This is a genomic window from Silanimonas lenta DSM 16282 (assembly GCF_000429065.1).
GTDB lineage: Bacteria > Pseudomonadota > Gammaproteobacteria > Xanthomonadales > Xanthomonadaceae > Silanimonas > Silanimonas lenta.
In genome coordinates, this window is record NZ_AUBD01000005.1 from 143,457 (window position 1) to 168,227 (window position 24,771).

The following is a 24,771-nucleotide window of genomic DNA, read 5'->3' on the forward strand; positions in this document are numbered from 1 at the left end:
CCGCCATGGCGGGGAAGGAAGAACAACCCATCATCGTCGTCAAGAAGAAGATCACCGCGGGCGGCCACCATGGCGGCGCCTGGAAGGTGGCCTATGCCGACTTCGTGACCGCGATGATGGCCTTCTTCATGGTGATGTGGCTCACCGCCACCATGCCGCAAGAACAGCTGGGGGGCATCGCCAACTACTTCAAGAACCCTTCGGTGATCGAAGGCCGCTCGGCGGCCATGGCCCCGGGCGCCATGGGGCCCGGCGGCGCCGGCGATGCTCCGGTGCGGATCTTCGACGCCACCAAACCCCCTGAGCCCGCCAAGGGCGAGACCGAGGGCCGCGAGGATGGCCGGCCCGCGCCGATGAGCGACGAGGAGATCGAGGCCCAGGCCCGCGAGATCGAGAAGCGCCGGCTCGAGGAGCTGATGCAGGAGCTGAAGGAGGCGATCGAGAACAGCGCCTCCCTGCGCGCCTTCAAGGAGCAGCTGCTGCTCGACATCACGCCCGAGGGCCTGCGCATCCAGATCGTCGACCGGCAGAACCGGCCGATGTTCGATTCCGGCAGCTTCCGCCTGCAGAGCTACACCATCGCCATCCTCAACGAGCTGGCGCCCTACCTCGGCAGCGTGCCGAACCGGCTCAGCATCACCGGCCATACCGACATCACCCCCTTCGCCGGCGGCGATACCGGCTACACCAACTGGGAACTCTCGGCCGACCGCGCCAATGCCGCGCGCCGCGCCCTGATCAGCGGCGGACTCTCGCCGGACAAGATCGCGCGGGTGGTGGGCACCGCCTCGACGGTGCTGTTCGACCAGGAAAACCCCACCAACCCGATCAACCGCCGCATCAGCATCATCGTGATGAACAAGGCCGCCGAGGATGCGGCGCTGGGCCGCGCCGAAGAAGGCGAGGCCGACGCGGTGCCGGAAGGCGCGCCGGGCACCGGCGATGGCGCCGCCCAGCCGCCGCCCGGCCTGCCCGCCCCCGCCGGCTGACCCCCCATGCGCATCGGTCCCCATGCCATCGCCCCCGCGGTGGTGCTGGCCCCCATGGCCGGCGTCACCGACAAGCCCTTCCGCATGCTCTGCAAGCGGCTGGGGGCCGGGCTCTGCGTCTCGGAGATGACCACCAGCGACCCGCGCTTCTGGCAGACGCCAAAATCGCTGCGGCGCATGGACCACGCCGGCGAGCCCGAGCCGGTCTCGGTGCAGATCGCCGGCACCGACCCGGCCCAGCTCGCCGAGGCGGCGCGCTACAACGCCGCCCATGGCGCCGAGATCATCGACATCAACATGGGCTGCCCGGCGAAGAAGGTCTGCAATGTCGCCGCCGGCTCCGCCCTGCTGCGCGACGAGGCGCTGGTGGCGCGCATCCTCGAGGCGGTGGTGGCGGCGGTGGATGTACCGGTGACGCTGAAGATCCGCACCGGCTGGTGCCGCGAAAGCCGCAATGCGCTCGCCATCGCCCGCATCGCCGAGGCGAGCGGCATCGCCGCCCTCACCATCCACGGCCGCACCCGCAACGATTTCTACGAGGGCGAGGCGGAATACGAGACCATCGCCGCGGTGAAGGCCGCCATCGGCATCCCGGTGATCGCCAACGGCGACATCGATTCGCCGGACAAGGCCAAAGCCGTGCTCGAGGCCACCGGGGCCGATGCGGTGATGGTGGGCCGCGCGGCCCAGGGCCGGCCCTGGCTCTTCCGCGAGATCGCCCACTTCCTCGCCACCGGCGAGTATCTTGCGCCGCCCTCGATCGCCGAGGTGCGCGAGATCCTGCTCGGCCATCTCGCGCACCTGCATGCCTTCTACGGCGAAGCCCAGGGCGTGCGCATCGCCCGCAAGCACCTCGGCTGGTACGCCAGGGGCCGCCCCGAGCACGCCGCCTTCCGCGCGGTGGTGAACACGGCCGAGACGGCAGAGCGGCAGCTCGCCCTGACCCGCGACTACTTCGACGCGCTGGCCGCCGGGGACGTGCCGCCCTTCGCCTCCGCGGCCTGAGCCGCCCTGAGCGCCTCATCCGCCCCGGCCGCCAGCGTGGCACTGTCTGACGCCACCTGACCGGGATCGCCCTGCCAGATCCGCTGCCAGAGGGCGAAGAGTTGGCCCTCCTGCACCCGCGGCTGCGGGATGGCCCGTGGCTCGACCTCTGCCCAGCCCGCCGCCTCGCGGCGCGCCACGGCATGGGTGAAGAAGAACACCGGGTGCTGGCCCATGCGCAGGTCGGAAAGACGCAGTTCCCCTTCCACCTCGTCGGCACGCAAGAAGCCCTGCGAGAACCACAGCAGGCGCTGCACCGCCCACACATCCCCTGCTTCGGTGAGCAGGCCGCGCTCGAAGGCATGGGCCTCGAAGCGGACCGGCCCGCGGTCGGCCACCAGCGAGTACTGGCCCTCGAGATAGCCCTCCGGCGTGAGCACCACCACCCGCCAGAGCAGGGTATTGAAGGGCGTGGCCACGACGAGCCGGGGCGCATCGGCCTGCGGCGTGCCGGCCAGCGAGGCGGCGGCGATCGCATCCACCCGCTGCTGGGCGGCCAGCCCCCAGCCAAGATAGGCGGTGGACAGCCCGAGGCCCAGCGCCAGCGCCACGCCGGCATGCCGGGCCTCGCCGGCAAGAAGGCCAATGCATACCGCCGCCAGCAGCGGCAGGGTGTAGAGAGGATCGATGATGAACACGCTGCCGCCCATCACCGGCGGCGTGGCGAGCGGCCAGAACAGCTGGGTGCCGTAGACGGTGAGGCTGTCGAGCAGTGGATGGGTGGCGAGCGCCAGCAGGATGCCGGCGAGCCAGCCACGGGGCGCTTCACGCACCGCTCCCCACCGCCAGCGCAGCAGGGCCCACAGCAGGGCCCCGAAAGGCAGCAGCACGAACAGCGAGTGGCTAAAGCCTCGGTGGTAGGTCATGTTGCGCACCGCATCGCCGTAGTCGATGAAGACATCGAGATCCGGCAGGGTGCCGAGCGCGGCCCCGAGCAGCAGGGCCTTGCGGCGATGGCGGGCGGGCACGCAGGCCGCGCAGACGGCCGCGCCGAGCACGGCCTGGGAAACGGAATCCATGATGGAATGCTCGCCGCCGCCGCGTGCGCGCCGGGTGAGCGGTCAGGCGGCGGCGGGCAGGACCTCGGGCTGAGGCGTGGGCGGGGCGGCCACCGGGCGGTGCCCCCCGATCCCGCACGGCCGCGGGCCGAGCGAGCGCAACACTTCGCCGCGGTGGTCGAGCAGGTGGAGGCTGCCGTCGGCCTCTTCCACCAGCGCCGTCAGGCTCTCCACCCAGTCGCCATCGTTGGCATAGACGAGCCCCCCGCGCTCCATCAGGGCCGGTCGGTGGATATGGCCGCAGACGATGCCGTCGAGCCCGCGGCGGCGGGCATCGTCGAGCCCCGCCTCGATGAAGCGCTGGATGTAGCGCTCGGCGGCCCCGCTCTGGCGCTTCAGGAAATCGGCCAGCGACCAGTAGCGCAGGCCGAGGCGGCGGCGCAGGCCGTTGGCCAGGCGGTTGCCGGTGAGGATGCGCTCGTAGAGCCAGTCGCCGAGCTGCTCCTGGAAGCCACCGAACTGGGTGAGGCTGTCGTAGTCGTCGCCATGCACCACCAGCAGGCGGCGGCCGTCGGCGGTGGTGTGGATGAGGCGCCGGCGCACGCTCATGCGCGGCAGCACAAGACCGCAGAAGCGCCGCACCGCGCGGTCGTGGTTGCCGGGCACATAGACCAGCTCGGTGCCGGCGGCACGCAGCCGGTGCAGGGCCTCGACGACATGGTTCTCGGCCTGGCCCCAGCGGGCGCGTTTGGCCGACATCCACCAAAGATCGACGATGTCGCCCACGAGGTAGAGGCGCTCCACCTCGAGCCGGGCGAGGAAGGCCGCGAGTTCCCCGGCATGGCAGTGCGCCGAGCCGAGATGCACGTCGGAGAGGAAGGCGGCGCGGCGGCGGCGGAGCGAGGGCGTCCGGCTCATGCGGCCTCCTGCCCGCCGGGCAGGCCAGAGGCCTCGCCGGCGATGTAGCGCTGGAACTTCTTTGGCCTGATCCGGTGCAGGTCGACCTCGATCAGCCCATCCACGCAGTTGGCGAAGTCCGGATCGACGCCGAAGGCGAGGAAGCGCGCGCCGCCCGGCTCGCACAGCTCGGTGTACTGCTTGTAGAGCACCGGCACCCGGGCGCCGAGGGCCTCGAGGTTCTCGCGCAGCAGGCGGAAGCTCTGCTCGGCATCGAGCGTGGTGTAGCAGGGGGCCTCGGCGAGGAAGCGGAAGGGGTGGCGGGCCCGGGCGGGAGCCGTTCCGGCGGCAGCCAGCGCGCCGGGCGCGCCGAAATGCTGGCCGTAGTAGGCCACCAGATGCTCGCGGGCGGCGATCGGCAGCTCGGCGCTGATCGAGACCGGACCGAACAGGTAGCGCACCCCGGGGTGGGCCCGCAGGTAGGCACCGATGCCGAGCCAGAGGTAGTCGAGGCTGCGCGAGCCCCAGTAGGCCGGGGCGACGAAGCTGCGCCCGAGTTCCATGCCTTCGGCGGCATGCGCCAGGGTCTCGGGGCCGAACTCGAACAGGCTGCTGGTGTAGAGGCCGGAGAGTCCGCGCGTGGCCAGTACCTCGGCCCCGCGGCAGACCCGGTAGGCACCGGCGATCGCCAGCGCCTCGGCATCCCAGAGCACGATGTGCTCGTACCAGGTGTCGTAGGCATCGACATCGAGCGGGCGGCCGGTGCCCTCGCCCACGGCGCGGAAGCTCTGCTCGCGCAGGCGTCCCAGTTCGCGCAGCAGCAGGCTGTCGCTGCGCAGCCGCCCCACCCGGATCTGCTTGCCATCCGGAGTACGGCCGAGTTCACGCAGGGCCATCACTTCCTCGCGCAGCAGGCCGCGGTCCACCGCGTGCGCCAGCGGCATCGGCCCGGGAGGCGCCGTCTCGCGGCGGGTGCCGATGGCCTCCAGGGCCTGGCGGATGGAAGCCAGGGCCTTTGCCGTGTCCGGTGCCGTGCCGGCAGCCCCGCCCCCGGCCTCGAGCAGGCGCGGCAGGCCGACCCGGATGTCGATGCGCAGGCCGCGGGCCTTGAACATCTCGCGCGGCAGCAGGGCGGTGCCCATCGGCTTGTAGAGCGAGGACAGGCCGTAGAACAGGGCGGAGTTCCGCGCCTTGATGCGTACCGGCAGCACCGGCGCTCCGCTCTCGCGGGCGAACTTCACGAAGCCCGGGCGCCAGCGGCCGTCCTGCACACCGCGCCAGGTGAGGCGCGAGACCTCGCCGGCCGGGAAGACGATCACCGCCTGCTCCGCCTCCAGCGCCGCGGATACCGCCTTCAGGCTCTCGCCGCTGGGCCGGCCACCGAGGATGCGCAAAGGCAGCAGCAGCTCGCGCAGGCCCTCGAACTCCAGCAGCAGGTCGTTGGCGAGGATCCGCACATCGCGGCGCACGCTGCCCACGAGGTGCAGCAGGGCCAGCGAATCGAGCGCCCCCAGCGGATGGTTGGCGACGATCAGCAGGCGCCCGGCCTGCGGGATGCGCCCGCGCTCCACGTGATCGACGGTATAGCGCACCCCGAGGTGCTCCAGCACCCCTTCGATGAAATCAAAGCCGTTGCGATGGGCGTTCTCGCCCAGCCAGGCATTGATCTCATCGAGCCGCGCAAGCCGGCCGAGCGATTTCAACAGTGGCTGCGAAATGGCGGCGCGGCGGCCGCTGAACCAGTGGGGATAGCGTTCGGCGAGACGCTGTTCGAGCTGGATCACCCCTGCGGGCTCCACGGTGGTTTGCCGCATGCTGGCCGGGGTGCGCGACGCTGGCATGTCGCCGCGGTTGCAGCAGGATGACGTCCTCGCCCGTCCTTAACCAACGGCAACGCCGCCCGCGGCAGGATGCAGCCCGGGCGAGGGGGGTGTATCATCCGCGCCCATCCTTTCATCCGAATCAAGGGATATAAGACGAATGAGCAGCTACCTCTTCACCTCGGAGTCGGTGTCCGAAGGCCACCCGGACAAGCTGGCCGACCAGATCTCCGATGCGGTGCTCGACGCGATCATCGCGCAGGACCCGCGCGCCCGCGTCGCCTGCGAGACCCTGGTGAAGACCGGTGCCGCCATCGTCGCCGGCGAGATCACCACCTCGGCCTGGGTCGACATCGAGGCCCTGGCCCGCCAGGTGATCAACGGCATCGGCTACGACAACTCCAACGTCGGCTTCGACGGCCATACCTGCGCCATCGTCAACATGATCGGCAAGCAGTCGCCCGACATCAATCAGGGCGTGGACCGCAAGAAGCCCGAGGAACAGGGCGCGGGCGACCAGGGCCTGATGTTCGGCTTCGCCTGCGACGAGGCCCCCGAGTTCATGCCCGCCCCGATCTACTACGCGCACCGCCTGGTCGAGCAGCAGGCCAAGGTGCGCAAGAGCGGCAAGCTGAAGTGGCTGCGCCCGGACGCCAAGAGCCAGGTCACCCTGCGCTATGACGGCAACACCATCGCCGGCCTCGACGCCGTGGTGCTCTCCACCCAGCACGACGAAGGCATCAAGCACAAGGACATCGTCGAGGCCGTGGTCGAGCACATCTTCAAGCCGGTGCTGCCGAAGGAATGGCTGGCCAGGCTGCCGAAGTCGAAGATGCACATCAACCCGACCGGCAAGTTCGTGATCGGCGGCCCGGTGGGCGACTGCGGCCTGACCGGCCGCAAGATCATCGTCGATACCTACGGCGGCATGGCCCGTCATGGCGGCGGCGCGTTCTCCGGCAAGGACCCCTCGAAGGTCGACCGCTCGGCGGCCTATGCCGCCCGCTACGTGGCGAAGAACGTGGTCGCCGCCGGCCTGGCCCGCCGCTGCGAGGTGCAGGTGAGCTATGCCATCGGCGTGGCCGAGCCGACCTCCATCTCGGTGACCACCTTCGGTACCGGCGTGGTCGAGGATGCAGTGATCGAGAAGCTGATCCGCGCCCACTTCGATCTGCGCCCCTATGGCATCACCCGGATGCTCGACCTCGAGCATCCGATCTACCAGGCCACCGCCAGCTACGGCCACTTCGGCCGCAAGCCGAAGGAGGTCAGCTATGTCGGCGCCGACGGCAAGAAGAAGACCGCCACCGCCTTCTCCTGGGAGAAGACCGACCGCGCCGAGGCCCTGAAGGAGGCCGCCGGCCTCGGCAAGGCCGGCAAGCCAAAGGCGAAGAAGAAGTAAGCCGGGTGCCGCGGGACCATCCCGCGGCCGGCATCGACTCGCATCCTCCCGACGGCCCGCCCCTGCGGGCCGTCGGCGTTTCTTGCGGCCTTCATCCTGGGGCCGCAAGGCAGGAGTAGAATCTTCGCGCCACGCCCGCCGAGGGGCGCTGCACGCCGGAGACCAGAGCCCGGCTCAGGCTCGGCGGATGCCCCGCTCCCCGGGGCTGCCATCCGAACGGCGCCCGATTTGCCACCACCGCCCCGCGCGCCGCGCGGCGGCAAATCCCGGAGACGAGGAATGAATGCTGTCGTGAACCTGCCGACCGACTACAAGGTCGCCGATCTCTCGCTGGCCGACTGGGGCCGCAAGGAAATCGACATCGCCGAGCAGGAGATGCCCGGCCTGATGGCCATCCGCCAGAAGTACGCGCCGAGCCAGCCGCTGAAGGGCGTGCGCATCACCGGCTCGCTGCACATGACGATCCAGACCGCGGTGCTGATCGAGACCCTGAAGGACCTCGGCGCCGACGTGCGCTGGGCCTCCTGCAACATCTTCTCCACCCAGGACCATGCCGCCGCCGCCATCGCCAAATCGGGCACGCCGGTGTTCGCCTGGAAGGGCGAGACGCTGGAGGAGTACTGGGACTGCACGCTGGATGCCATCAGCTTCCCGGGCGGACGAGGTCCTGAGCTGGTCGTCGACGATGGCGGCGACGTCACCCTGCTGATCCACAAGGGCTACGAGCTGGAACAGGGTGACGAGCGCTGGGTGAACTCGCCCTCGGGCTCGCACGAGGAGCAGGTGATCAAGAACCTGCTGAAACGCGTGGCGAAGGAGCGCCCGGGCTTCTGGACCGGTGTGGTGAAAGAGTGGAAGGGTGTCTCCGAGGAGACCACCACCGGCGTGCACCGCCTCTACCAGCTCGCCCAGGCAGGCAAGCTGCTGGTGCCGGCGATCAACGTCAACGACTCGGTCACCAAGTCGAAGTTCGACAACCTCTACGGCTGCCGCGAGTCGCTGGCCGACGGCCTGAAGCGCGCGATGGACGTGATGCTGGCCGGCAAGGTGGCGGTGGTCTGCGGCTATGGCGATGTCGGCAAGGGCTCGGCCCACAGCCTGCGCGCCTACGGCTGCCGCGTGGTGGTCACCGAGATCGACCCGATCAATGCCCTGCAGGCGGCGATGGAGGGCTTCGAGGTGAACACCGTCGAGAGCACCCTGGGCCGTGCCGACATCTATGTGACCACCACCGGCAACAGGGATGTGATCACGCTGGAACACATGCAGCAGATGAAGGACCAGGCCATCGTCTGCAACATCGGCCACTTCGACAACGAGATCCAGGTCGACCGCCTGAACCACTCCGGCGCCACCCGCCTCAACATCAAGCCGCAGGTGGACAAGTACACCTTCCCGGACGGCCGCTCGATCTTCCTGCTGGCCGAGGGCCGGCTGGTGAACCTGGGCTGCGCCACCGGCCACCCGAGCTTCGTGATGTCGAACTCCTTCTCCAACCAGACGCTGGCCCAGATCGACCTCTGGGCCAACCGCGACCGCTACGAGAAGAAGGTCTACATCCTGCCGAAGAAGCTCGACGAGGAAGTGGCGCGCCTGCATCTCGAGAAGATCGGGGTGAAGCTCACCACCCTCACCCCGGAACAGGCGGCCTACCTCGGCGTGCCGGTGGAAGGCCCCTACAAGCCCGAGCACTACCGCTACTGACCGTGCGCCCGATGTTCCGGGGCTAGTTGATGGCCACCACCCGGTTGCGGCCACCGGCCTTGGCCCGGTACAGGGCGGCATCGACCTCGCGGTAGAGCGCGTCGGCATCGCGGTGACGGCGCGGATCGAAGGCCCCAAGGCCGATGCTGGCCGTCACCTGGAACTCGCTGCCGTCCGGCAAGGGAAAACGCAGGGCGCCGATGCGCCGGCGCAGGTCCTCGGCCAGGGCCAGGGCCTGCGCCGAGTCCATGCCGCGCAGCAGGGCGCCGAACTCCTCGCCCCCCAGCCGGGCCGCCACGCCATCCACCGATTCCACTCCGCTGCGCAGGGCCTCGGCCACACTGGCGATCACCCGGTCGCCGGCGGCATGGCCGAAGCGGTCGTTCACCTGCTTGAAGCGATCGACGTCGAGCACCAGCAGCACGGTGCCGCCATCGCGGTTGGCCACCGCGGCCTCGAACAGCCCCTGGAAATGCCCGCGGTTCGACAGCCCGCTCAGGGCATCCACCCGGCTCAGGCGCACGTAGCGGTCGCGTTCGGTGCGCAGTTCCACTTCCAGTGCCAGCCGGGTCTCGTACTCGCGGTTGGCACGGAAGATGACCGCCGCGAGGTAGGCCAGGTTCACGAGGAGCATCAGCACCAGGCCCTCGTAGCCCCCCTCGCGGGCCATGGCCAGCAAGGTGGGCAGCACCATCAGGGCGATGCCGGCGAAGGCCTGCGGCCGGCCCACGGCGTAGAGCTGGGCGAAGGCGGTGGCCAGCGAGACCACGCCGAGCACGGTGAGCATGCGGCTCTCGGCGAAGGCCGGATCGACCCAGGCCCAGGCGCACAGCCCGCCCCAGAGGGCCGCCATCGCCATCAGCAGCGCCCAGAGCCGGGCCCGGGCCCGGCGTGCCGCGGCCTGGTCGGGCATGGCCGGGGTGGGCAGGAAGCGCAGGGCGGCGAGCACGGCAAGCCCCAGGCCGCCCAACACGACACCGGTGGTGCGCAGCGCCATGGCCTCGCTGAAGCCGGCGATCAGGAACCAGCTGATGACGTAGAACCCCCCACCTAGCAGCGAGCGCTCGCGCAGGTCGACCACGCGCTGCCGCTCGGAGGCCAGGGTGGCGGCACGCCGCAGGGCAGTGATAGTGGTCATGCGGGGCGGGTTCATCGCTGCATTATGCGGTGGCCGGACGGCAATCCCGTGACCCCGCCCGACGGGCCGAAAAACAAATCTTTTTATCGCGAATAAAAGATATGATTCCGAGCGCCCGCTGCTCTGCCCCACGAACGATGGCCCTCTCCTTCGAGTTCTTCCCGCCCAAGACCGATGAACAACGCCAGCAGCTCGATCGCACGGTGGCGAAGCTCAAAGCCTTCTCACCGCGCTTCGTTTCGGTGACCTTCGGTGCCGGCGGCTCGACCCTGAGCTACACCCCGGAGACGGTGCGGCACCTGCGCGAGGTACACGGTCTCGATACCGCGCCGCACCTGAGCTGCATGGGCGGCACCCGCGCCGAGCTCCTCGAACTCCTGGAGCGCTACCACGCCATGGGCTGCACCCGTCTGATAGCGCTGCGCGGTGACCTGCCTTCCGGCATGGGATCGCTTGGTGAGCTGCGGCATGCCGCCGATCTGGTGCGCCTGGTGCGCGAGGCCTTCGGCGATGCCTTCCACATCGAGGTGGGCGCCTACCCCGAGGTGCATCCGCAGGCCGAGGATGCCGTCGCCGACCTCGGCCACTTCGTGGCCAAGATGGCGGCCGGCGCCGATGGCGCCATCACCCAGTACTTCTACAACGCCGACGCCTACTTCCGCTTCGTCGACGCCGCCCGGGCCGCAGGGGTCACCCAGCCGATCGTGCCCGGCATCATGCCGATCTCGAACTTCACCCAGCTCAGGCGCTTTTCCGAAAGCTGCGGTGCCGAGATTCCGCGCTGGCTCGGCAAGCGGCTCTCAGCCTTCGGCGACGACGTGGAGGGCCTGCGCGCCTACGCCGCCGACGTGGTGGCTGCGCTCTGCCGCCGCCTGCTCGAGGGCGGCGCGCCGGAGCTGCACTTCTACACCCTCAACCTCGCCCGCCCGACGCTGGCCGTGCTGGAGCGCCTGCGCTAGCGTTGGCGCATGCGTGCCCCTGCCGCCCTCCTTCTGTCCCTCTCTTTCGTCCTTGCCGCCAGCGTCCGGCCCGACGCCGTGGCTGCGCAACCGGTGCTCAACCGCTGCATCGCCGCCGACGGCACCCCGGTCTTCACCGACCGAGCCTGCGAGCTGCTAGATGCTCGCCCCACGACCGCCGCGAACACGGATGCCAGCACCGGAACCAGGGGCGAGGGCGCTGCCGCCACCGGCCCCCTGCCCGACTGCGCGCGCCGGCCCGAGGCCCTGCGCGAGGCCGTAGAGGCGGCCCTGGCGGCCGCCGACGGCAACCGGCTGGCCGCCTACTACGACTGGCGTGGCCGCTCCTCGGGCGCAGCGCGGGTGGTGATGCCGCGGCTGGAGGCCATCGCCCGCTCGCAGCCGGTCGCGGTGCGCCTCTACCACAGCGCCGAGCGCAGCGAAGATCCGCTGCTCGCCGCCGAAGCCCTGGCCGCCCCGCCGGACCGCCTTGCCATCGAGCATGCACCGCAGGGCGGAGGGTTTGCCGAGGTGGAGGAGTTCCGCCTGGTGCGCGCCGCCGGCTGCTGGTGGTTCGCCGACTAGGGCCGCCCCCGGCACCGGCGGCTACAATCGGCGGCCCGGCGCGGTCCCACGCGCCTTCCCGCTTCCCTCCCTTCCCGAGACCTTCGCGATGGCCCAGACCTACCCGCCCTTCATCTGGCACAACGGCCGCATCAAGCCCTGGGCCGAAGCCACCGTGCACGTCATGGCGCATGCCCTGCACTACGGCTCCTCGGTATTCGAAGGCATCCGCTGCTATGCCACGCCGAAGGGCCCGGCGATCTTCCGCCTCGACGACCACAACCGGCGGCTGTTCGCCTCGGCCAAGATCTACGAGATGCCGATCCCCTACACGCTGGAGGAGATCAATGCCGCCTGCCGCGAGGTGATCCAGGCCAACGGACTCGGCAAAGGCTACCTGCGCCCGATCGCCTTCCGCGGCCTTGGCGGCTTCGGCCTCTCGGCCGACTGCCCCACGGAAGTGGCGGTGGCGGCCTGGGACATGGGCCGCTACCTCGGCGAGGACGTGCTGGAGGCCGGCATCGACGCCTGCGTCTCGTCCTGGCAGCGCTTCGCCCCGAACACCATCCCGGCCGGCGCCAAGGCCGGCGGCAACTACCTCTCCGGCCAGCTGGTGGCCCGCGAAGCACGCCGCCTCGGCTTCGGCGAGGGCATCGCGCTCGCCAGCACCGGCCTCCTGAGCGAGGGCGCCGGCGAGAACCTGTTCCTGGTGATGAACGGCGAGCTGCATACCACGCCGGTCTCGGCGGCCCTGCTGAACGGCATCACCCGCCACAGCCTGATCACCCTGGCGCAGGACGCCGGCATCCGCGTGGTCGAGCGCGATCTGCCGCGCGAATACCTCTATCTTTGCGACGAGCTCTTCATGTGCGGCACGGCGGCGGAAGTCACGCCGATCCGCAGTGTCGACGGCCGCCAGGTGGGCAGCGGCAAGCCCGGCCCGGTGACCCGCCGGATCCAGGACCTGTTCTTCGGCCTGTTCGACGGCCGCACCCCGGACAAGTACGGCTGGCTCGATCCGGTCTGAACGGCCTCCGGCCTGCCCCGCAGCGCGGCGCCCCTGCCGCCGCGGGGCCTTCAGGAATCCAGCAGGTCTTCCGGCAGGCCGAGGCGGCGCGCCCGCTTCACCCAGAGCTGGCGGGCGAACTGCTGCATGTCGGCCACATCGTCGCCCTCGTCGAGGATCTCCTCGCCGAGCAGGGTTTCCACCACGTCCTCGAGGGTGACGATGCCGAGCGTCTCACCGAACTCGCCGACCACCAGGGCGATGTGCTGGCGTTGCTCGAGCAGGGTCTCGAGCAGCTTGGAGAGCAGCATGCTGCCCGGCAGGGCGATGATGTCGCGGCGGAACTCGCCCACCTTCGCGTCGCCGCGGCCCTTGGCCTTGGCCATCAACAGGTCTTCCAGCAGCACGAAGCCGGTGACGGTGTCGATCGAGGTCTCGTAGACCGGCAGGCGTGAGAACTGCCGCCCGGTGGCGGTGGCGGCCAGCGCCTCGTCCACGCTGCGGTCCACCTGCAGCGCCGCCACCACCACGCGCGGAGTCATCACCGTCGAGGCACGCACCGACTTCAGCAGGAAGAGGTTGCGCACGATCTTCGACTCGCGGTCGCTGAGCTGGCCGTGCTCGCGGCCGAGGCCGGCCATGGCCACGAATTCCTCGCGGCTGAACTGCTGCGGTTTCTCTCCCCCGGAGATCCAGCGCGTCATCCACTGCGAGACCACGATCAGCGGGTACATCAGCACCACGAGTGCTGCCACGAAGTGCGCGGTGGGTCCGGCCAGCCGGCGCCAGTACACCGCCCCCAGGGTCTTCGGCAGGATCTCGGAGCCGAACAGGATGAGCAGGGTCATCACCGCCGAGAACACCCCGAACCAGGCATCGCCGAACACCACCGTGGCCTGGGCACCGGCACCGATGGCGCCGACCGTGTGGGCCATGGTGTTGAGGGTGAGGATGGCCGCCAGCGAGCGGTCGATGTCGTCTTCGCGCAGGCGTTTCAGCAGCTCGGCGCGCCTGGGGTGGCTCTCGCGCAGGCCGGCGATGTAGCCCGGGGTCAGGCTGAGCAGGGTGGCCTCGGCCAGCGAGCAGAGGAAGGACACCAGCAGGGCCGCGCCCACGTAGGCGAGCAGCAGGCCCCAGGCGCCGAGGGCGGCGGGCTCGGGGGGGATCACGGTGGCGATCATCGGCACCATCATGCCGCGGCGCCCTCACGGAAGACGAGGGTGGCCACCGCCCCGCCCTCCGGACGCGGAGCCACCGAGACCGCCCAGCGGTAGAGCTCGCACAGGCGGCTGACGATCGACAGGCCGATGCCACCACCGGTGGTACCGCCGGCCCCCGAGCCGCGGTAGCCGCGCTCGAACAGGCGGGCGGCATCCTCGGCGCTGAGGCCGGGGCCGGTGTCGAAGACCTGCACCCGGTCGGCGGCCAGCACGATGCGCACCTCGCCCTCCTGGGTGTACTTGCAGGCATTGCCCACGAGATTGCCGAGCGCCACCGCCAGCACCGCTTCCGGGGCATCGACGAAGACATCCTCGGCGCCCTCCACCACGATCGCCACCGGCTTGCCACCGAGCTGGGCGCGGTTCGCCTCGGCGAGCTGCAGGGCCAGCCGCCGCAGATCGGTATGCCCGGTGCCGCGCTCGTTGCGCGAGAGCATCAGCAGGGCCACGGTGAGGTCGGTGCACTGCTGCGCCGCCCGCTCGATGCGCTGCAGCCGGATGCGGGTCTTGTCGTCGAGGTCGGGACGGGCGAGCAGCAGCTCGGCCGCCCCGCGGATCACCGCCAGCGGGGTGCGCAGCTCGTGGCTGACATCGGCATTGAACTCGCGGTCGCGGCGGTTGGCCTCGCTCAGGCGCTCGGCATAGTCGTCGAAGGCGGCGGCGAGCTGGCCCACCTCGTCGTCGGCGAAGCGGTCGGCGAGGCGCTTGCGCTCACCCCCCACACGCAGTTCGCCGATGCGCCGCGCCAGCTCGGTCACCGGTTTCATCACCCGCCGCGAGGACCAGGCACCCAGCACCAGCGACAGGAAGGAGAACACCAGCACCGCACCCACCAGCGCGATGGCGAGCTGGCGCTGCCCAAGAGCCTCCTGCTGGAAGCTGTAGCGCATGTACGCCACGAAATCGCCATCGTGGCGCACCGCCAGCTTGTAGTGGCGATCGCGGCCGCCGGGGCCGGGCTCGACGAAATCGTGTACGCCATCCTCCAGCCCGCGCCATTCCGGCGGCGTGTTCGGGCTGTCCGGACGGCGGTAGTAGAGCTCGATCTTGTTGTCGGAGAGCTGATACTGGGCGTCCGGCTGCGGGTTCTCGCGCTTGAACTGCACGAAGGCCGCGGTCTCCTGCATCAGGAAGGCACCGATCAGCTGGTCCTCCAGACGCTCGCGCAGCACCAGGGTGGCGAGCGCGAAGGTAGCCGTGAGCGCGAAGCCCAGCAGGGCGAAGGAAACGATGAGCCGGCTGCGCAGCCGACGTCGGTAACGCAAGGCCAAGGGATCAGCCCGAAACTGCCTCGGGGTCGGCGATGCGGTAGCCGATGCCGTGGCGGGTCTGGATCAGCGCCTTGCCGAAGGGCTTGTCGATGGCGGCGCGCAGGCCGTGGATGTGCACCCGCAGCGAGTCGGAATCCGGCAGTTCCTCGCCCCAGACCCGGGTTTCCAGCTCCTGCCGCGGCACCACCGCCGGCGAGGCCTCCATCAGCGCCTGGAGGATCTTCAGCGCCGTGGGGTTGAGCGGCAGCAGCCTGCCCTGGCGCCGCACCTCGAGGGTGTCGAGGTTGTATTCGAGGTCGGCCACGTGCAGTACCCGCGGCTGCGCGGCCTTGCCGCGGCGGGCCAGCACCTGCAGGCGTGCCTCCACCTCCTGCAGGGCGAAGGGCTTGACGAGGTAGTCGTCGGCCCCGGCATCGAAACCGATGAGCTTGTTCTCCAGCGAATCGCGGGCGGTGAGCATCAGCACCGGGGTCTGCTTGCGGGCGTCCTGGCGCAGCCGACGGCACAGCTCGAGCCCGTCCATGCCCGGCAGGTTGAGGTCGAGCACGATGGCGTCGAAGTCGTTGACCACGGCGAGGTGCAGGCCGGTCACGCCGTCGGCGGCGAAATCGACGGTGTGGCCGCGGTCCTCGAGGTAGTCGCCGAGGTTGGAGGCGATGTCGCGGTTGTCTTCGATGACGAGAACGCGCACGGACAGGTCCTTCGGGATGTTCCGGCCCGGATCACGGACCGTTCGGTGGTGGTTCGCCAGAAATAGGCGCCGTTCGCTACGAAAACAAGGGCAAAAAGAAAGGCCCGACCGATGCGGAGCATGCACCGGTACGGGCCAAACAAGCTACTGCCCCGATTACCGTAATCCGCCTCTGCGCCGGAGCGCTGACGGGAGTGACGGTCGGGGGAGAGCCTAGGCCCGCCGCCGTTCGGTTTTCGTTAATCGGCAGGGAGGGATTGGTTAACCCGCCGTCCACGCCGGGAACGGGACACCCGCGGCGGCACCAGGGAGAGCACATAGTCGATGATGGCGCCGGCGATATCGACCCCCGAGGCGGCCTCGATGCCCTCGAGACCCGGCGAGGAGTTCACCTCCAATAGCAGCGGACCGCGGCGTGATCGCAGCAGATCGACGCCGGCCACTCCCAGTCCCAGCAGCCGGGCCGCCTTCACCGCCACCGCCGCCTCGGCCTCGTCGAGATCGGCCAGGGCCGCCCGCCCGCCGCGGTGCAGGTTGGCGCGGAAGTCGCCCGGGGCGGCATGGCGCTGCATGGCCGCCACCACCCGGTCGCCCACCACGAAGCAGCGCAGGTCGATGCCTTTCGCCTCGCCGATGAACTCCTGCACGAGGAAGTTGGCGTACAGGCCGCGGAAGGCCTCGATCACGCTGCGCGAGGCGGCGAGGTCGCGGGCCAGCACCACGCCGCTGCCCTGGGTGCCCTCGTTGAGCTTCACCACATGCGGGGCCGGCCCCACCATGTCCAGCAGGGCCGGGGTGTCGTCCGGACTGTCGCCGAAGGCCGTCACCGGCAGGTCGATGCCCTCGGCGGCCAGCAGCTGGTGGCAGCGCAGCTTGTCGCGGGCGCGCAGGATGGCATCGGCGCTGCTCGGGGTGGCCGCGCCCATCAGCTCGAACTGCCGCAGCACCGTGGTGCCATGGAAGGTGACCGAGTGGCCGATGCGCGGGATCACCACGTCCTGCCGTGGCAGCGGACGGCCCTTGTAGCGCACTTCGAAGGCTCCCGGGGCCACCTTGAGGGCGCAGCGCAGGGGGTCGATCACCCGAACCGTGCAGCCGCGCTCGCGGGCGGCTTCCACCAGGCGCTGCGAGGAGTAGAGCGCGGGATTACGCGAGAGCAGGGTGAGCTTGGTCGGCACCGGGGTCACCGAGGACGAAGGAGCGCGCGGGATCCACGAGGAAGCGCCCGGCCATGGCGGTGCGGCCGAGCAGCATGGGAAAGAGCATGTTGCGCCGATGCGTCAGGTTGATTTCGATCGGCCACTCCTCGCCCGCCAGCCGCAGCGGGGTGAGGATGAAGATGCGCTCGCTGCGGTGGCCGCCGGAATCGGTGACGATGCGGCGGTCGAGCACCGGCGCCTCGGCCCAGTGCGGCGGGCGGCCCTCGCCCGGGGCGAGCAGGAAGCGCACCTGCTCGCGCCCAGCCTGATTCCGGGTCTCGATGGCCTCGACGTGCAGGCAGGAACTGCGCGCGCCGGTATCGATCTTGGCGCGGATGGCAGGCAGGCCGAGGGCCGGCAGGGCCAGCCATTCCCGCCAGCCGAGCACGCGGATCGGGGCAGCACCGGACATCGTGGGGGCGGGCATGGACGGGAGGCGGTGGCGATGCCGGCAGCCTGCCCGAACGGCGTTCCTGGGGCAATGCGCGGGCGGGCGGCGGCGGCTTCGGCATACTCCCCGGCCGGTTCCATCCCGAGCGACTGCCGATGCCCGCCCCCGAGCGCCTGCTGCCCTACTGGACGATCGCCGTGCCGCCGCTGGCACTCACGGTGCACTTCCTGCTGCACAGCAGCGCCGGGCCGGCCGCGGCGGCAGTGCTGGTCGCCGCCCTGCTCGGTGCCGTGCTCTCGGCCGTGCACCATGCCGAGGTGGTGGCCCGCCGGGTCGGCGAGCCCTTCGGCGCGGTACTGCTGGCCCTGGCGGTCACGGTGATCGAGCTCGGCCTGATCGTCTCGATCATGTTCGGCGGCCAGCCCGAACCCACGCTGCTGCGCGACACCATCCACGCCACCGTGGTGCTGGTGCTGCATGGCGTGGCCGGCCTGTGCATCGTGGTGGGCGCGATCCGCCACCGCGAGCAGGACTTCAGCACCCGCGGCGCCCAGGCCTACCTCACGGTGCTGCTGCCGATGGTGGCGCTCACCCTGGTACTGCCGAACTTCACCACCAGCCTGCCCGGCCCCTACTACACCGCCACCCAGCTCGCCTTCGTGAGCGCGAGCTGCCTCGTGCTCTGGCTGGCCTTCACCTTCGTGCAGACGGTGCGCCACCGCGAATACTTCCTGCCGCTGCCGGCCACGACCGCGGACGAGGCCCCTTCGCCCGCCGCGGTGGCGCCGGCACGCCCGCCAGGCCGGCAGTCGCTGGCCGCGCTGGCGCTGCTGCTGCTCGCGCTCGCCGCCGTGGTGCTGCTGGCCAAGGATGTCTCGCCCTACCTGCAGTCCCTGGTGACGAAAGCCGGCGCGCCGGCGGCCCTGGTCGGCGTGATCGTGGCCGCCATCGTGCTGATGCCCGAAGGCATGACCGCCGTGCGGGCGGCGAAGAAGAACCAGCTGCAGACCTCGATCAACCTGGCGCTGGGCTCCGGCGTGGCCAGCATCGGCCTCACCGTGCCGGCGGTCTCGCTGGTGGCCTGGTGGACCCACACCCCGGTGGCGCTCGGCGTGACCCCGGGCGGCGCCGTGCTGCTCGGCCTGTCCTTCCTGATGGCCATCCTCACCTACGGCAACGGCCGCGCCAGCCTGCTCTCCGGCGTGGTGCACCTGATCCTGCTGGCGACCTGGCTGTTCCTCATCGTGGTGCCCTGACGCGCCTTCGCGGCGGTGCGGCCCCGGCGGCAGCCATCGGCTGGAGCGGGTGATGGGAATCGAACCCACGTTCACAGCTTGGGAAGCTGTTGTCTTACCATTAGACGACACCCGCGGCGCCGCCGATTATGGGCAAGGCCGCCGCTTCTCCGCAATGCAGGCCCCATGCAGATCCTCCTGAACGGCGAACCCCACGAGATCGAGGCCGGGCTGAGCCTCGCCGGCCTCCTCGAGCGTTTCGGCCTGGCCCAGCGCCGGGTGGCCATCGAGGTGAACGGCGAGATCGTGCCGCGCGGCCTGCATGCCGGGCACGCGCTGCGCGAGGGCGACCGCATCGAGGTGGTGCACGCCCTGGGCGGTGGCTGAACCGGCGCCGCGCAATGCGCCACGGCGGCCCCTGCGGGGCCATAATGGCGCGATGACCCACCTTCCCCCGAACGACGACCCGCTGATCATCGCGGGCAAGCCCTACCGCTCGCGCCTGCTCACCGGCACCGGCAAGTTCAAGGACCTCGAGGAAACCCGCCGCGCCACCGAGGCCGCCGGGGCCGAGATCGTCACCGTGGCGATCCGCCGCACGAACATCGGCCAGAACGCCGACGAGCCCAACCTGCTCGACGTGCTGCCGCCGGAGCGCTACACGATCCTGCCGAACACCGCCGGCTGCTACACCGCCGAGGACGCGGTGCGCACCTGCCGCCTCGCCCGCGAACTGCTCGATGGGCACCGCCTCGTGAAGCTCGAGGTGCTGGGCGATCCGAAGACCCTCTACCCGCACATGCCGGAGACCCTGAAGGCCGCCGAGATCCTGGTCGCCGAGGGCTTCCAGGTGATGGTGTACTGCACCGACGACCCGATCCAGGCCAAGCGCCTCGAGGAGATCGGCTGCGTGGCGGTGATGCCGCTGGCGGCCCCGATCGGCTCGGGCCTCGGCATCCAGAACAAGTGGAGCCTGCTCGAGATCGTCGACAACGCGAAGGTGCCGATCCTGGTCGATGCCGGCGTGGGCACGGCCTCGGACGCCGCGGTGGCGATGGAGCTGGGCTGCGACGGGGTGCTGATGAACACCGCCATCGCCGGGGCGAAGGACCCGGTGCTGATGGCCTCGGCCATGCGCAAGGCCGTCGAGGCCGGCCGCGAGGCCTTCCGCGCCGGGCGCATCCCGAAGAAGCGCTACGCCTCGGCCTCCTCGCCCACCGACGGCCTGTTCTTCTGAGCCGATGGCCGAGCACGCGCCCCTGAAGAAGCCTTTCACCGAGGTACCCGGCCAGCGCCAGGTGCGCAGCTTCGTGCTGCGCCAGGGCCGGCTCACCCCGGGCCAGCAGCGGGCGCTCGACGAGCAGTGGCCGCGCTTCGGCCTCGACTACACCGGCCAGCCGCGCGACCTCGGCGCCACCTTCGGCCGCGAGGCGCCGCGGGTGGTGGAGATCGGCTTCGGCAATGGCGAGCAGCTGCTGTTCGCCTGCGCCCACGAGCCCGGAAAGGACTTCCTCGGCATCGAGGTGCATGCCCCCGGCGTCGGCCGGCTGCTGCACGGGGCCGCGGCGCAGGGGCTCGCGAACCTGCGCGTGTACTGCCACGACGCGGTGGAGGTGCTGCAGCACGAGCTGGCCGAAGGCTCGCTCGACGAGGTGCGCATCTATTTTCCCGATCCCTGGCACAAGAAGCGCCACCACAAGCGGCGCCTGGTGCAGCCGGGCTTCGTGGCCCTGCTGGCAGACAGGCTGAAGCCCGGCGGCCTGCTGCATCTGGCCACCGACTGGGAGGACTACGCCCGGCAGATGTTCGAGGTCTGCGATGCCGAGCCGCGGCTGCGCAACCGGGCCGGGCCCGGGGGCGCGGTGGCGCGGCCGCAATGGCGGCGGCAGACCCACTTCGAGACCCGCGGCCTGAAACTCGGCCACGGGGTCTGGGACCTGCTCTACGACCGCATCGACTGACGGGGAGCAGGACGCATGGAGAACGCCGGGCTCGCGCTGACCACCGACATGCTGGTGGTGCTGGGGCTGGTCGGCTTCACCATGCTGATGTTCATGATGGAGCGCATCCGCGCCGACGCCACGGCGCTGGTGGTGCTGGTGGCGCTGGGCCTGTTCGGCATCGTGCCGGCCACGCAGCTCTTCGACGGCTTCGCCGGCAATGCGGTGATCAGCCTGATGGCCACCATGGTGCTCGGCGCCGGCCTCGACCGCACCGGCGTGCTGAACCGCCTCGCGGTGAACCTGCTGCGCTGGTCGAAGGGCATGGAATCGCGGCTGCTGCTGCTGGCCTCGGGCACCGGCGCCCTGCTCTCGGCCTTCATGCAGAACCCGGCAGTGACCTCGCTGATGCTGCCGGTGGCCTCGCGGCTCTCCGGCCGCACCGGCATCGCACTGGCCCGCCTGCTGCTGCCGATCGCCGCCGCCATCATCATGGGCGGCACCCTCACCATGGTGGGCAGCTCGCCGCTGATCCTGCTCAACGACCTGCTGGCCGCCGCCAACCGCAACCTGCCGCCGGGCGCGGCCGCGCTCCACCCGCTGCCGATGCTGGCGCCGCTGCCGATCGGCCTGCTGCTGGTGGCGGCCGGACTGGCCTACTGGCACTTCGGCGCCCGCCGCTGGCTGCCGGAGGAGGACGCCAAGGGCGTGGCCCCGGGCCGCACCGACAGCTACTTTGCCCAGACCTACGGCATCAGCGGCGAGCTGTGGGAGCTCACCCTCACCGCCGAAAGCCCGCTGGTGGGCAGCTCGGTGGCCGAGGCCGAGCAGCAGCCCGATGCCCCGCTGCTGCTGGCGCTCGCCGCCAACAACGAGACCCGCCTCGCCCCGCCGGGCGACGAACGCCTCTGGGTGGGCAGCGTGATCGGGGTGATGGGCGAGCGCCAGGCCATCCACGATTACGCCCAGCGCAACCTGCTGCGGGTCTCGAGCCGCCTCAGGCACTTCGCCGATCTCTTCAACCCGGCGCGCGCCGGCATCTCCGAGGCGGTGATCCCGCCGACCTCGCGCTTCATCGGCCGCCCGCCGGAGGAACTGCGGCTGCGCAAGCGCGCCGGCATCAGCCTTCTTGCGATCAACCGCGAGGGCCAGGTCTGGCGCGAGAACCTGCGCCGCATCCCGCTCAAGGCCGGCGACATGCTGGTGTTCCACAGCATCTGGTCGGACCTGGCGCAGGCGGCGGAATCGCGGGATTTCGTGGTGGTCACCGACTATCCCAAGGCCGAGCAGCGGCCGCACAAGCTGTGGTGGGCGGTGGGCATCTTCGTGGCCACCATGCTGCTCGCCTTCAGCACCCTGGTGCCGGTGCCGCTGGCCCTGATGACCGGCGCCACCGCCCTGCTGGTGACTGGGGTGCTGGACATGGACGAGGCCTACCAGGCCATCAGCTGGAAGACGGTGTTCCTGATGGCCTGCCTGATCCCGCTGGGCTGGGCCATGGACTCGACCGGCGCCGCGAACTGGGTGGCCCAGCACACCCTCGCCCGACTCGGCGAGGGCACCCCGGTCTGGGCCCTGGAGTTCGCGCTGGGCCTGCTCACCGCGCTGTTCGGGCTGGTGGTGGGCAATGTGGGAGCCACCGTCATCATGGTGCCGATGGCAATCAACCTCGCGCTGGCCGGCGGCGGCAGCCCGGCGAGCTTCGCCCTGATTGCCGCGCTCTCGGCCTCGAACAATTTCCTCTCCGCCTCGAACCCGGTGCTGGCCATGGTGACCGGCCCGGCCGGCTACACCCCGCGCGACTACCTGCGCACCGGCCTGCCGCTGATGCTCGTCTACCTCGTGATCGTGGTGGCGGCGGTGAACGTGCTGGAGCGCTTTTTCTGGCCGGGGTGACGAAAGCGCGAAGAACCGTGCTAGGGTCGGCGCATCGCCCGCTTCACGCGGCTGTCACGGAACGCCCATGGCCCGGCCCGGCCCCGACAGGCTCCGCCGTCTCGAGCTCGCCCTGCTCGGGCTCGGCGCGCTCGCCTCGGCCGCCCTGCTTCTGGTGAAGGCCTGCGGCGGGCTTGCGCCGCTCGCCGGGCGGATGGAGCTGCCCGGCGTGCAGCTCACCCTGTACGCCGCGAAACTGGCCCTGACCGAAACCGCCCTGCTCGCGCCCTACCTGGTGCTCGGCCTGCTGGGCCGGGCCCTGCTGCGGGAAACCCGGCAGCGGCGCTACCGCTGGGCCGGGCTGCTGCTCTCGGCGGTGGCCAGCCTGGGCGTGGTGGCCATGCTGGCGGCTGGCCTGGTGGCGATCGACCTCGAGGATGCGCTGGACCGCCTGGTGGCCGGGGTGGTGCCGGCCCTGGTGCTGCTGGCCGGCTGTGCCCTGGGCTACGGCGCGCTCATCTGGCGGGCCCAGCACGCCCGGCTGGAACCCTTCAGCGCCCCGGAACCCTGACCCGCCAGCCCTCCGGCACCGGGCGCACCTCGAGGGCGGCAAGCGCCCCGCCGCGGCCCGGCCCGTCCACGCAGGCCCCGTCCTCGAGGCGGATCTGGGCGCCGTGGGCGGCGCAGACCAGGCGGTTCGCCTGGCGCAGGAACTTCCCCGGCACGTAATCCAGCCGCCGCCCGGCATGCGGGCAGGCGTTGTGCCAGACCCGAAGCTCGGCCCCGCGCCTCAAGGCGATCACCGGGCAGGAACCGTCCGCCGCCGGCAGCTCGAGGGCCACCGGCTGGTCCTCCGGCACGCTGGCCGGCTCGATTAACACTTCGCTTACGTCCGCCCCCATGGCTCCGTCCATACTCCGCAGCCCGCCCATTGTCGCATTCCTGACATGCACGGTTTCTTCGCCCGCTTCCACCGCTTCCGCCCCAGCCGGCCGCGCCACCCGCTGCTGCGCCTGCTGCTGGCCGTACTCGGCATCGCCCTCTTGATGCTGCTGGTGCTGGGCGGGGTGCTCGTGGGCCTCGGCATGCTGGCCTTCCGCGCAATGCAGTCGCTGCTGCGCCGCCGTGCCGCCGCGAAGCCGGCCGGTTCGGTGCTCGAGGGCGAGTACCGGGTGGTCGAAGCCCGCAGCCTGCCCCAGGCCCGGTGAGCGCCCTGGCCTTCCCGGCGCCGGCGCTGCCCTGCCTGCCGGTTCTCGGCGGCCAGGCGGGCTTCCCGGTGCACCGTATCTACTGCGTGGGCCGCAACTTCGCCGACCACGCCCGTGAGATGGGCGCCCCGGTGGAGCGCGGCACGCCGACGATCTTCATGAAGCCGGCCGATGCCGCCTGGCTGGCCGCCGACGTGCCCTACCCGCCCGGCACCGCCGACCTGCACCACGAGGTGGAGATGGTGCTGGCCCTGGGCCGCGACGCCGGGGGGCCGATCCGCCGCGAGGAAGCCCTGGAATTCGTGTACGCCCATGGCGTGGGCCTCGATCTCACCCGCCGCGACCTGCAGGCGGTAGCGAAGGAGAAGCGCCTGCCCTGGGACGTGGCCAAGGGCTTCGATGCCTCGGCCCCGGTCTCGCCCCTGCGCCCGGTGGCAGGCCATGGCCACCCGGGGCCGGACACCGTGCTGTCGCTGGAAGTGAACGGCGAGCTGCGGCAGCGCTCGACGCTGGGCGAGATGCTGTTCGGCGTCGAGGACATCCTCGTGCACCTCTCCGGCCTGTTCCGGCTGCGCGCGGGCGATCTCGTGTTCATGGGCACCCCGGCCGGAGTGGCGGCCCTGCAGCGTGGCGACCGCTTCCACGCCCGGCTGGAAGGCGTGGCCGAGCTCGCCGGCCGCATCGTCTGAGCAAACTGCCCGGGCGGCACGCGTCGCCCGGCTGGCCCACCCGCGGCGCAATCGCTACCCTCGCCCAGGCGCCCCGCAAGGCGCTTCCCTTCCCGCACGAGGACACCCCATGGGCATGCTGTCGGAGTTCAAGGAATTCGCCATGCGCGGCAACGTCGTCGACCTCGCGGTCGGCGTGGTGATCGGCGCCGCCTTCGGCAAGATCGTCTCCAGCCTGGTCAGCGACGTGATCATGCCGCCGATCGGCTGGCTCATCGGCAACATCGATTTTTCCGAGCTCGAATGGGTGCTGCAGGCGGCCGGTACCGCCGCCGACGGCAGCGAGATCGCCGCGGTCTCGATCAAGTACGGCCTGTTCCTGAATGCCGTGGTGCAGTTCACCATCGTGGCCTTCGCCATCTTCCTCGTGGTCAAGGCGATCAACCGCCTGCGCAATGCCACACCGCCGGCCCCGGCCGCTCCGCCCGAGCCGAGCGAGGAAGTGAAGCTGCTCTCCGAGATCCGCGATGCGCTGAAGGCGAAGTAAGCGCG

At 70.7% G+C, this 24,771-nt stretch carries 26 protein-coding genes, 1 tRNA gene and 1 riboswitch; of the genes, 16 read left to right on the forward strand and 11 right to left on the reverse strand.

Annotated features, from left to right (window positions below):
• Nucleotides 1–5 precede the first annotated feature (5 nt).
• Nucleotides 6–989, forward strand: a complete 984-nt coding sequence (gene motB, locus G408_RS12945; RefSeq protein WP_051282563.1) for a flagellar motor protein MotB — start codon at nucleotides 6–8, stop codon at nucleotides 987–989.
• Between the two features lie 6 nt (nucleotides 990–995).
• Entirely contained in the window at nucleotides 996–1,994 is a 999-nt protein-coding gene (gene dusB, locus G408_RS0103300) for a tRNA dihydrouridine synthase DusB (protein ID WP_028769929.1), read from the forward strand.
• Here dusB and G408_RS12950 read toward each other — a convergent pair.
• Genes G408_RS12950 through olsF form a run of 3 tightly spaced genes read right to left on the reverse strand, consistent with a single transcriptional unit; the run spans nucleotide 1,940 to nucleotide 5,712 of the window.
• Entirely contained in the window at nucleotides 1,940–3,052 is a 1,113-nt protein-coding gene (locus tag G408_RS12950; RefSeq protein WP_084628042.1) for a metal-dependent hydrolase, read from the reverse strand. The two genes, dusB and G408_RS12950, sit on opposite strands and share 55 nt — an antisense overlap.
• A gap of 42 nt (nucleotides 3,053–3,094) precedes the next feature.
• A complete protein-coding gene (locus tag G408_RS12955) occupies nucleotides 3,095–3,949 on the reverse strand; it encodes a UDP-2,3-diacylglucosamine diphosphatase (RefSeq protein ID WP_084628043.1) in 855 nt (284 codons plus the stop codon).
• Entirely contained in the window at nucleotides 3,946–5,712 is a 1,767-nt protein-coding gene (gene olsF / locus G408_RS0103315) for a bifunctional ornithine lipid synthase OlsF (RefSeq protein WP_028769930.1), read from the reverse strand. Before olsF ends, G408_RS12955 begins: the two co-directional genes overlap by 4 nt.
• Nucleotides 5,713–5,908: 196 nt before the next feature.
• Here olsF and metK point away from each other — a divergent pair, with 196 nt between their 5' ends.
• Together metK and ahcY are read left to right on the forward strand one after the other, a co-directional pair.
• Complete coding sequence (gene metK / locus G408_RS0103320; protein WP_028769931.1) at nucleotides 5,909–7,150, forward strand: methionine adenosyltransferase; 1,242 nt, start codon at nucleotides 5,909–5,911, stop codon at nucleotides 7,148–7,150.
• 134 nt (nucleotides 7,151–7,284) lie between these two features.
• A riboswitch (S-adenosyl-L-homocysteine riboswitch) is annotated at nucleotides 7,285–7,382 on the forward strand.
• A 47-nt stretch (nucleotides 7,383–7,429) separates the two neighbouring features.
• A complete protein-coding gene (gene ahcY, locus G408_RS0103325; RefSeq protein WP_028769932.1) occupies nucleotides 7,430–8,854 on the forward strand; it encodes an adenosylhomocysteinase in 1,425 nt (474 codons plus the stop codon).
• 22 nt (nucleotides 8,855–8,876) lie between these two features.
• Here ahcY and G408_RS0103330 read toward each other — a convergent pair whose 3' ends face one another.
• Nucleotides 8,877–10,007, reverse strand: coding sequence for a GGDEF domain-containing protein (locus tag G408_RS0103330; protein WP_028769933.1), 1,131 nt, complete (start codon nucleotides 10,005–10,007; stop codon nucleotides 8,877–8,879).
• A gap of 122 nt (nucleotides 10,008–10,129) precedes the next feature.
• On the opposite strand from G408_RS0103330, the gene metF reads away from it, so the two are divergent.
• The 3 genes from metF to G408_RS0103345 all read left to right on the forward strand — a co-directional run bounded on the left by metF (nucleotide 10,130) and on the right by G408_RS0103345 (nucleotide 12,542).
• Nucleotides 10,130–10,951 (forward strand): methylenetetrahydrofolate reductase [NAD(P)H], encoded by an 822-nt coding sequence (metF, locus tag G408_RS0103335; protein WP_028769934.1) that lies wholly within the window; start codon nucleotides 10,130–10,132, stop codon nucleotides 10,949–10,951.
• Between the two features lie 78 nt (nucleotides 10,952–11,029).
• Nucleotides 11,030–11,536 (forward strand): hypothetical protein, encoded by a 507-nt coding sequence (locus G408_RS14705; RefSeq protein ID WP_211226640.1) that lies wholly within the window; start codon nucleotides 11,030–11,032, stop codon nucleotides 11,534–11,536.
• A gap of 88 nt (nucleotides 11,537–11,624) precedes the next feature.
• Nucleotides 11,625–12,542, forward strand: coding sequence for a branched-chain amino acid transaminase (locus G408_RS0103345; RefSeq protein WP_028769935.1), 918 nt, complete (start codon nucleotides 11,625–11,627; stop codon nucleotides 12,540–12,542).
• A 50-nt stretch (nucleotides 12,543–12,592) separates the two neighbouring features.
• Here the strand turns inward: G408_RS0103345 and G408_RS0103350 are convergent, their stop codons facing one another.
• The 5 genes from G408_RS0103350 to G408_RS0103370 form a co-directional block, all read right to left on the reverse strand.
• Complete coding sequence (locus tag G408_RS0103350; protein WP_211226641.1) at nucleotides 12,593–13,702, reverse strand: CNNM domain-containing protein; 1,110 nt, start codon at nucleotides 13,700–13,702, stop codon at nucleotides 12,593–12,595.
• Between the two features lie 8 nt (nucleotides 13,703–13,710).
• Nucleotides 13,711–15,012 carry a HAMP domain-containing sensor histidine kinase gene (locus G408_RS0103355; protein WP_028769937.1) on the reverse strand — a complete coding sequence of 434 codons (1,302 nt, stop codon included), beginning with the start codon at nucleotides 15,010–15,012 and terminating at the stop codon, nucleotides 13,711–13,713.
• Between the two features lie 4 nt (nucleotides 15,013–15,016).
• Nucleotides 15,017–15,703, reverse strand: coding sequence for a response regulator transcription factor (locus G408_RS0103360; protein ID WP_028769938.1), 687 nt, complete (start codon nucleotides 15,701–15,703; stop codon nucleotides 15,017–15,019).
• Nucleotides 15,704–15,942: 239 nt separating this feature from the next.
• Nucleotides 15,943–16,881 carry a 30S ribosomal protein S6--L-glutamate ligase gene (gene rimK / locus G408_RS12965; protein ID WP_051282601.1) on the reverse strand — a complete coding sequence of 313 codons (939 nt, stop codon included), beginning with the start codon at nucleotides 16,879–16,881 and terminating at the stop codon, nucleotides 15,943–15,945.
• Nucleotides 16,850–17,329, reverse strand: coding sequence for an ATP-dependent zinc protease family protein (locus G408_RS0103370; protein ID WP_051282565.1), 480 nt, complete (start codon nucleotides 17,327–17,329; stop codon nucleotides 16,850–16,852). Before G408_RS0103370 ends, rimK begins: the two co-directional genes overlap by 32 nt.
• A 119-nt stretch (nucleotides 17,330–17,448) precedes the next feature.
• Between G408_RS0103370 and G408_RS0103375 the strand changes: the two genes are divergently transcribed.
• Entirely contained in the window at nucleotides 17,449–18,549 is a 1,101-nt protein-coding gene (locus tag G408_RS0103375) for a calcium:cation antiporter (protein ID WP_028769940.1), read from the forward strand.
• A 41-nt stretch (nucleotides 18,550–18,590) separates the two neighbouring features.
• Here G408_RS0103375 and G408_RS0103380 read toward each other — a convergent pair.
• Nucleotides 18,591–18,664, reverse strand: a tRNA-Gly gene (locus G408_RS0103380).
• 50 nt (nucleotides 18,665–18,714) lie between these two features.
• On the opposite strand from G408_RS0103380, the gene thiS reads away from it, so the two are divergent.
• From thiS to G408_RS0103405, 5 genes are all read left to right on the forward strand, one after another.
• Nucleotides 18,715–18,915: a sulfur carrier protein ThiS gene (thiS, locus tag G408_RS0103385; protein ID WP_028769941.1), complete on the forward strand. Its 201-nt coding sequence runs from the start codon at nucleotides 18,715–18,717 to the stop codon at nucleotides 18,913–18,915.
• A 52-nt stretch (nucleotides 18,916–18,967) separates the two neighbouring features.
• Nucleotides 18,968–19,765, forward strand: a complete 798-nt coding sequence (locus G408_RS0103390; RefSeq protein ID WP_028769942.1) for a thiazole synthase — start codon at nucleotides 18,968–18,970, stop codon at nucleotides 19,763–19,765.
• A 4-nt stretch (nucleotides 19,766–19,769) separates the two neighbouring features.
• Nucleotides 19,770–20,489, forward strand: a complete 720-nt coding sequence (gene trmB / locus G408_RS0103395) for a tRNA (guanosine(46)-N7)-methyltransferase TrmB (RefSeq protein WP_028769943.1) — start codon at nucleotides 19,770–19,772, stop codon at nucleotides 20,487–20,489.
• 15 nt (nucleotides 20,490–20,504) lie between these two features.
• Entirely contained in the window at nucleotides 20,505–22,364 is a 1,860-nt protein-coding gene (locus tag G408_RS0103400; RefSeq protein ID WP_028769944.1) for an SLC13 family permease, read from the forward strand.
• Between the two features lie 67 nt (nucleotides 22,365–22,431).
• Nucleotides 22,432–22,914 carry a hypothetical protein gene (locus G408_RS0103405; protein WP_028769945.1) on the forward strand — a complete coding sequence of 161 codons (483 nt, stop codon included), beginning with the start codon at nucleotides 22,432–22,434 and terminating at the stop codon, nucleotides 22,912–22,914.
• Here G408_RS0103405 and G408_RS0103410 read toward each other — a convergent pair.
• The gene (locus tag G408_RS0103410) at nucleotides 22,895–23,224 is read right to left on the reverse strand and encodes a Rieske (2Fe-2S) protein (protein ID WP_028769946.1); all 330 of its coding nucleotides are present in this window, start codon (nucleotides 23,222–23,224) and stop codon (nucleotides 22,895–22,897) included. The two genes, G408_RS0103405 and G408_RS0103410, sit on opposite strands and share 20 nt — an antisense overlap.
• A gap of 66 nt (nucleotides 23,225–23,290) precedes the next feature.
• Here G408_RS0103410 and G408_RS0103415 point away from each other — a divergent pair, with 66 nt between their 5' ends.
• The 3 genes from G408_RS0103415 (at nucleotide 23,291) to mscL (ending at nucleotide 24,766) form a co-directional block, all read left to right on the forward strand.
• Nucleotides 23,291–23,551 (forward strand): hypothetical protein, encoded by a 261-nt coding sequence (locus G408_RS0103415; protein WP_028769947.1) that lies wholly within the window; start codon nucleotides 23,291–23,293, stop codon nucleotides 23,549–23,551.
• 5 nt (nucleotides 23,552–23,556) lie between these two features.
• Entirely contained in the window at nucleotides 23,557–24,240 is a 684-nt protein-coding gene (locus G408_RS0103420) for a fumarylacetoacetate hydrolase family protein (protein WP_037412179.1), read from the forward strand.
• 109 nt (nucleotides 24,241–24,349) lie between these two features.
• Complete coding sequence (mscL, locus tag G408_RS0103425; protein WP_028769949.1) at nucleotides 24,350–24,766, forward strand: large-conductance mechanosensitive channel protein MscL; 417 nt, start codon at nucleotides 24,350–24,352, stop codon at nucleotides 24,764–24,766.
• Nucleotides 24,767–24,771 lie beyond the last annotated feature (5 nt).

Coding starts and splice junctions, on each gene's coding strand:
- G408_RS12955 (WP_084628043.1), bottom strand. CDS start 3,949: ATGAGCCGGACGCCCTCGCTCCGCCGCCGCCGCGCCGCCTTCCTCTCC.
- ahcY (WP_028769932.1), top strand. CDS start 7,430: ATGAATGCTGTCGTGAACCTGCCGACCGACTACAAGGTCGCCGATCTC.
- dusB (WP_028769929.1), top strand. CDS start 996: ATGCGCATCGGTCCCCATGCCATCGCCCCCGCGGTGGTGCTGGCCCCC.
- G408_RS0103400 (WP_028769944.1), top strand. CDS start 20,505: ATGGAGAACGCCGGGCTCGCGCTGACCACCGACATGCTGGTGGTGCTG.
- G408_RS0103370 (WP_051282565.1), bottom strand. CDS start 17,329: ATGCCCGCCCCCACGATGTCCGGTGCTGCCCCGATCCGCGTGCTCGGC.
- G408_RS0103375 (WP_028769940.1), top strand. CDS start 17,449: ATGCCCGCCCCCGAGCGCCTGCTGCCCTACTGGACGATCGCCGTGCCG.
- metK (WP_028769931.1), top strand. CDS start 5,909: ATGAGCAGCTACCTCTTCACCTCGGAGTCGGTGTCCGAAGGCCACCCG.
- G408_RS0103405 (WP_028769945.1), top strand. CDS start 22,432: ATGGCCCGGCCCGGCCCCGACAGGCTCCGCCGTCTCGAGCTCGCCCTG.
- G408_RS0103330 (WP_028769933.1), bottom strand. CDS start 10,007: ATGAACCCGCCCCGCATGACCACTATCACTGCCCTGCGGCGTGCCGCC.
- G408_RS0103350 (WP_211226641.1), bottom strand. CDS start 13,702: ATGATCGCCACCGTGATCCCCCCCGAGCCCGCCGCCCTCGGCGCCTGG.
- trmB (WP_028769943.1), top strand. CDS start 19,770: ATGGCCGAGCACGCGCCCCTGAAGAAGCCTTTCACCGAGGTACCCGGC.
- mscL (WP_028769949.1), top strand. CDS start 24,350: ATGGGCATGCTGTCGGAGTTCAAGGAATTCGCCATGCGCGGCAACGTC.
- G408_RS12950 (WP_084628042.1), bottom strand. CDS start 3,052: ATGGATTCCGTTTCCCAGGCCGTGCTCGGCGCGGCCGTCTGCGCGGCC.
- G408_RS0103415 (WP_028769947.1), top strand. CDS start 23,291: ATGCACGGTTTCTTCGCCCGCTTCCACCGCTTCCGCCCCAGCCGGCCG.
- G408_RS0103345 (WP_028769935.1), top strand. CDS start 11,625: ATGGCCCAGACCTACCCGCCCTTCATCTGGCACAACGGCCGCATCAAG.
- metF (WP_028769934.1), top strand. CDS start 10,130: ATGGCCCTCTCCTTCGAGTTCTTCCCGCCCAAGACCGATGAACAACGC.
- G408_RS0103390 (WP_028769942.1), top strand. CDS start 18,968: ATGACCCACCTTCCCCCGAACGACGACCCGCTGATCATCGCGGGCAAG.
- thiS (WP_028769941.1), top strand. CDS start 18,715: ATGCAGATCCTCCTGAACGGCGAACCCCACGAGATCGAGGCCGGGCTG.
- motB (WP_051282563.1), top strand. CDS start 6: ATGGCGGGGAAGGAAGAACAACCCATCATCGTCGTCAAGAAGAAGATC.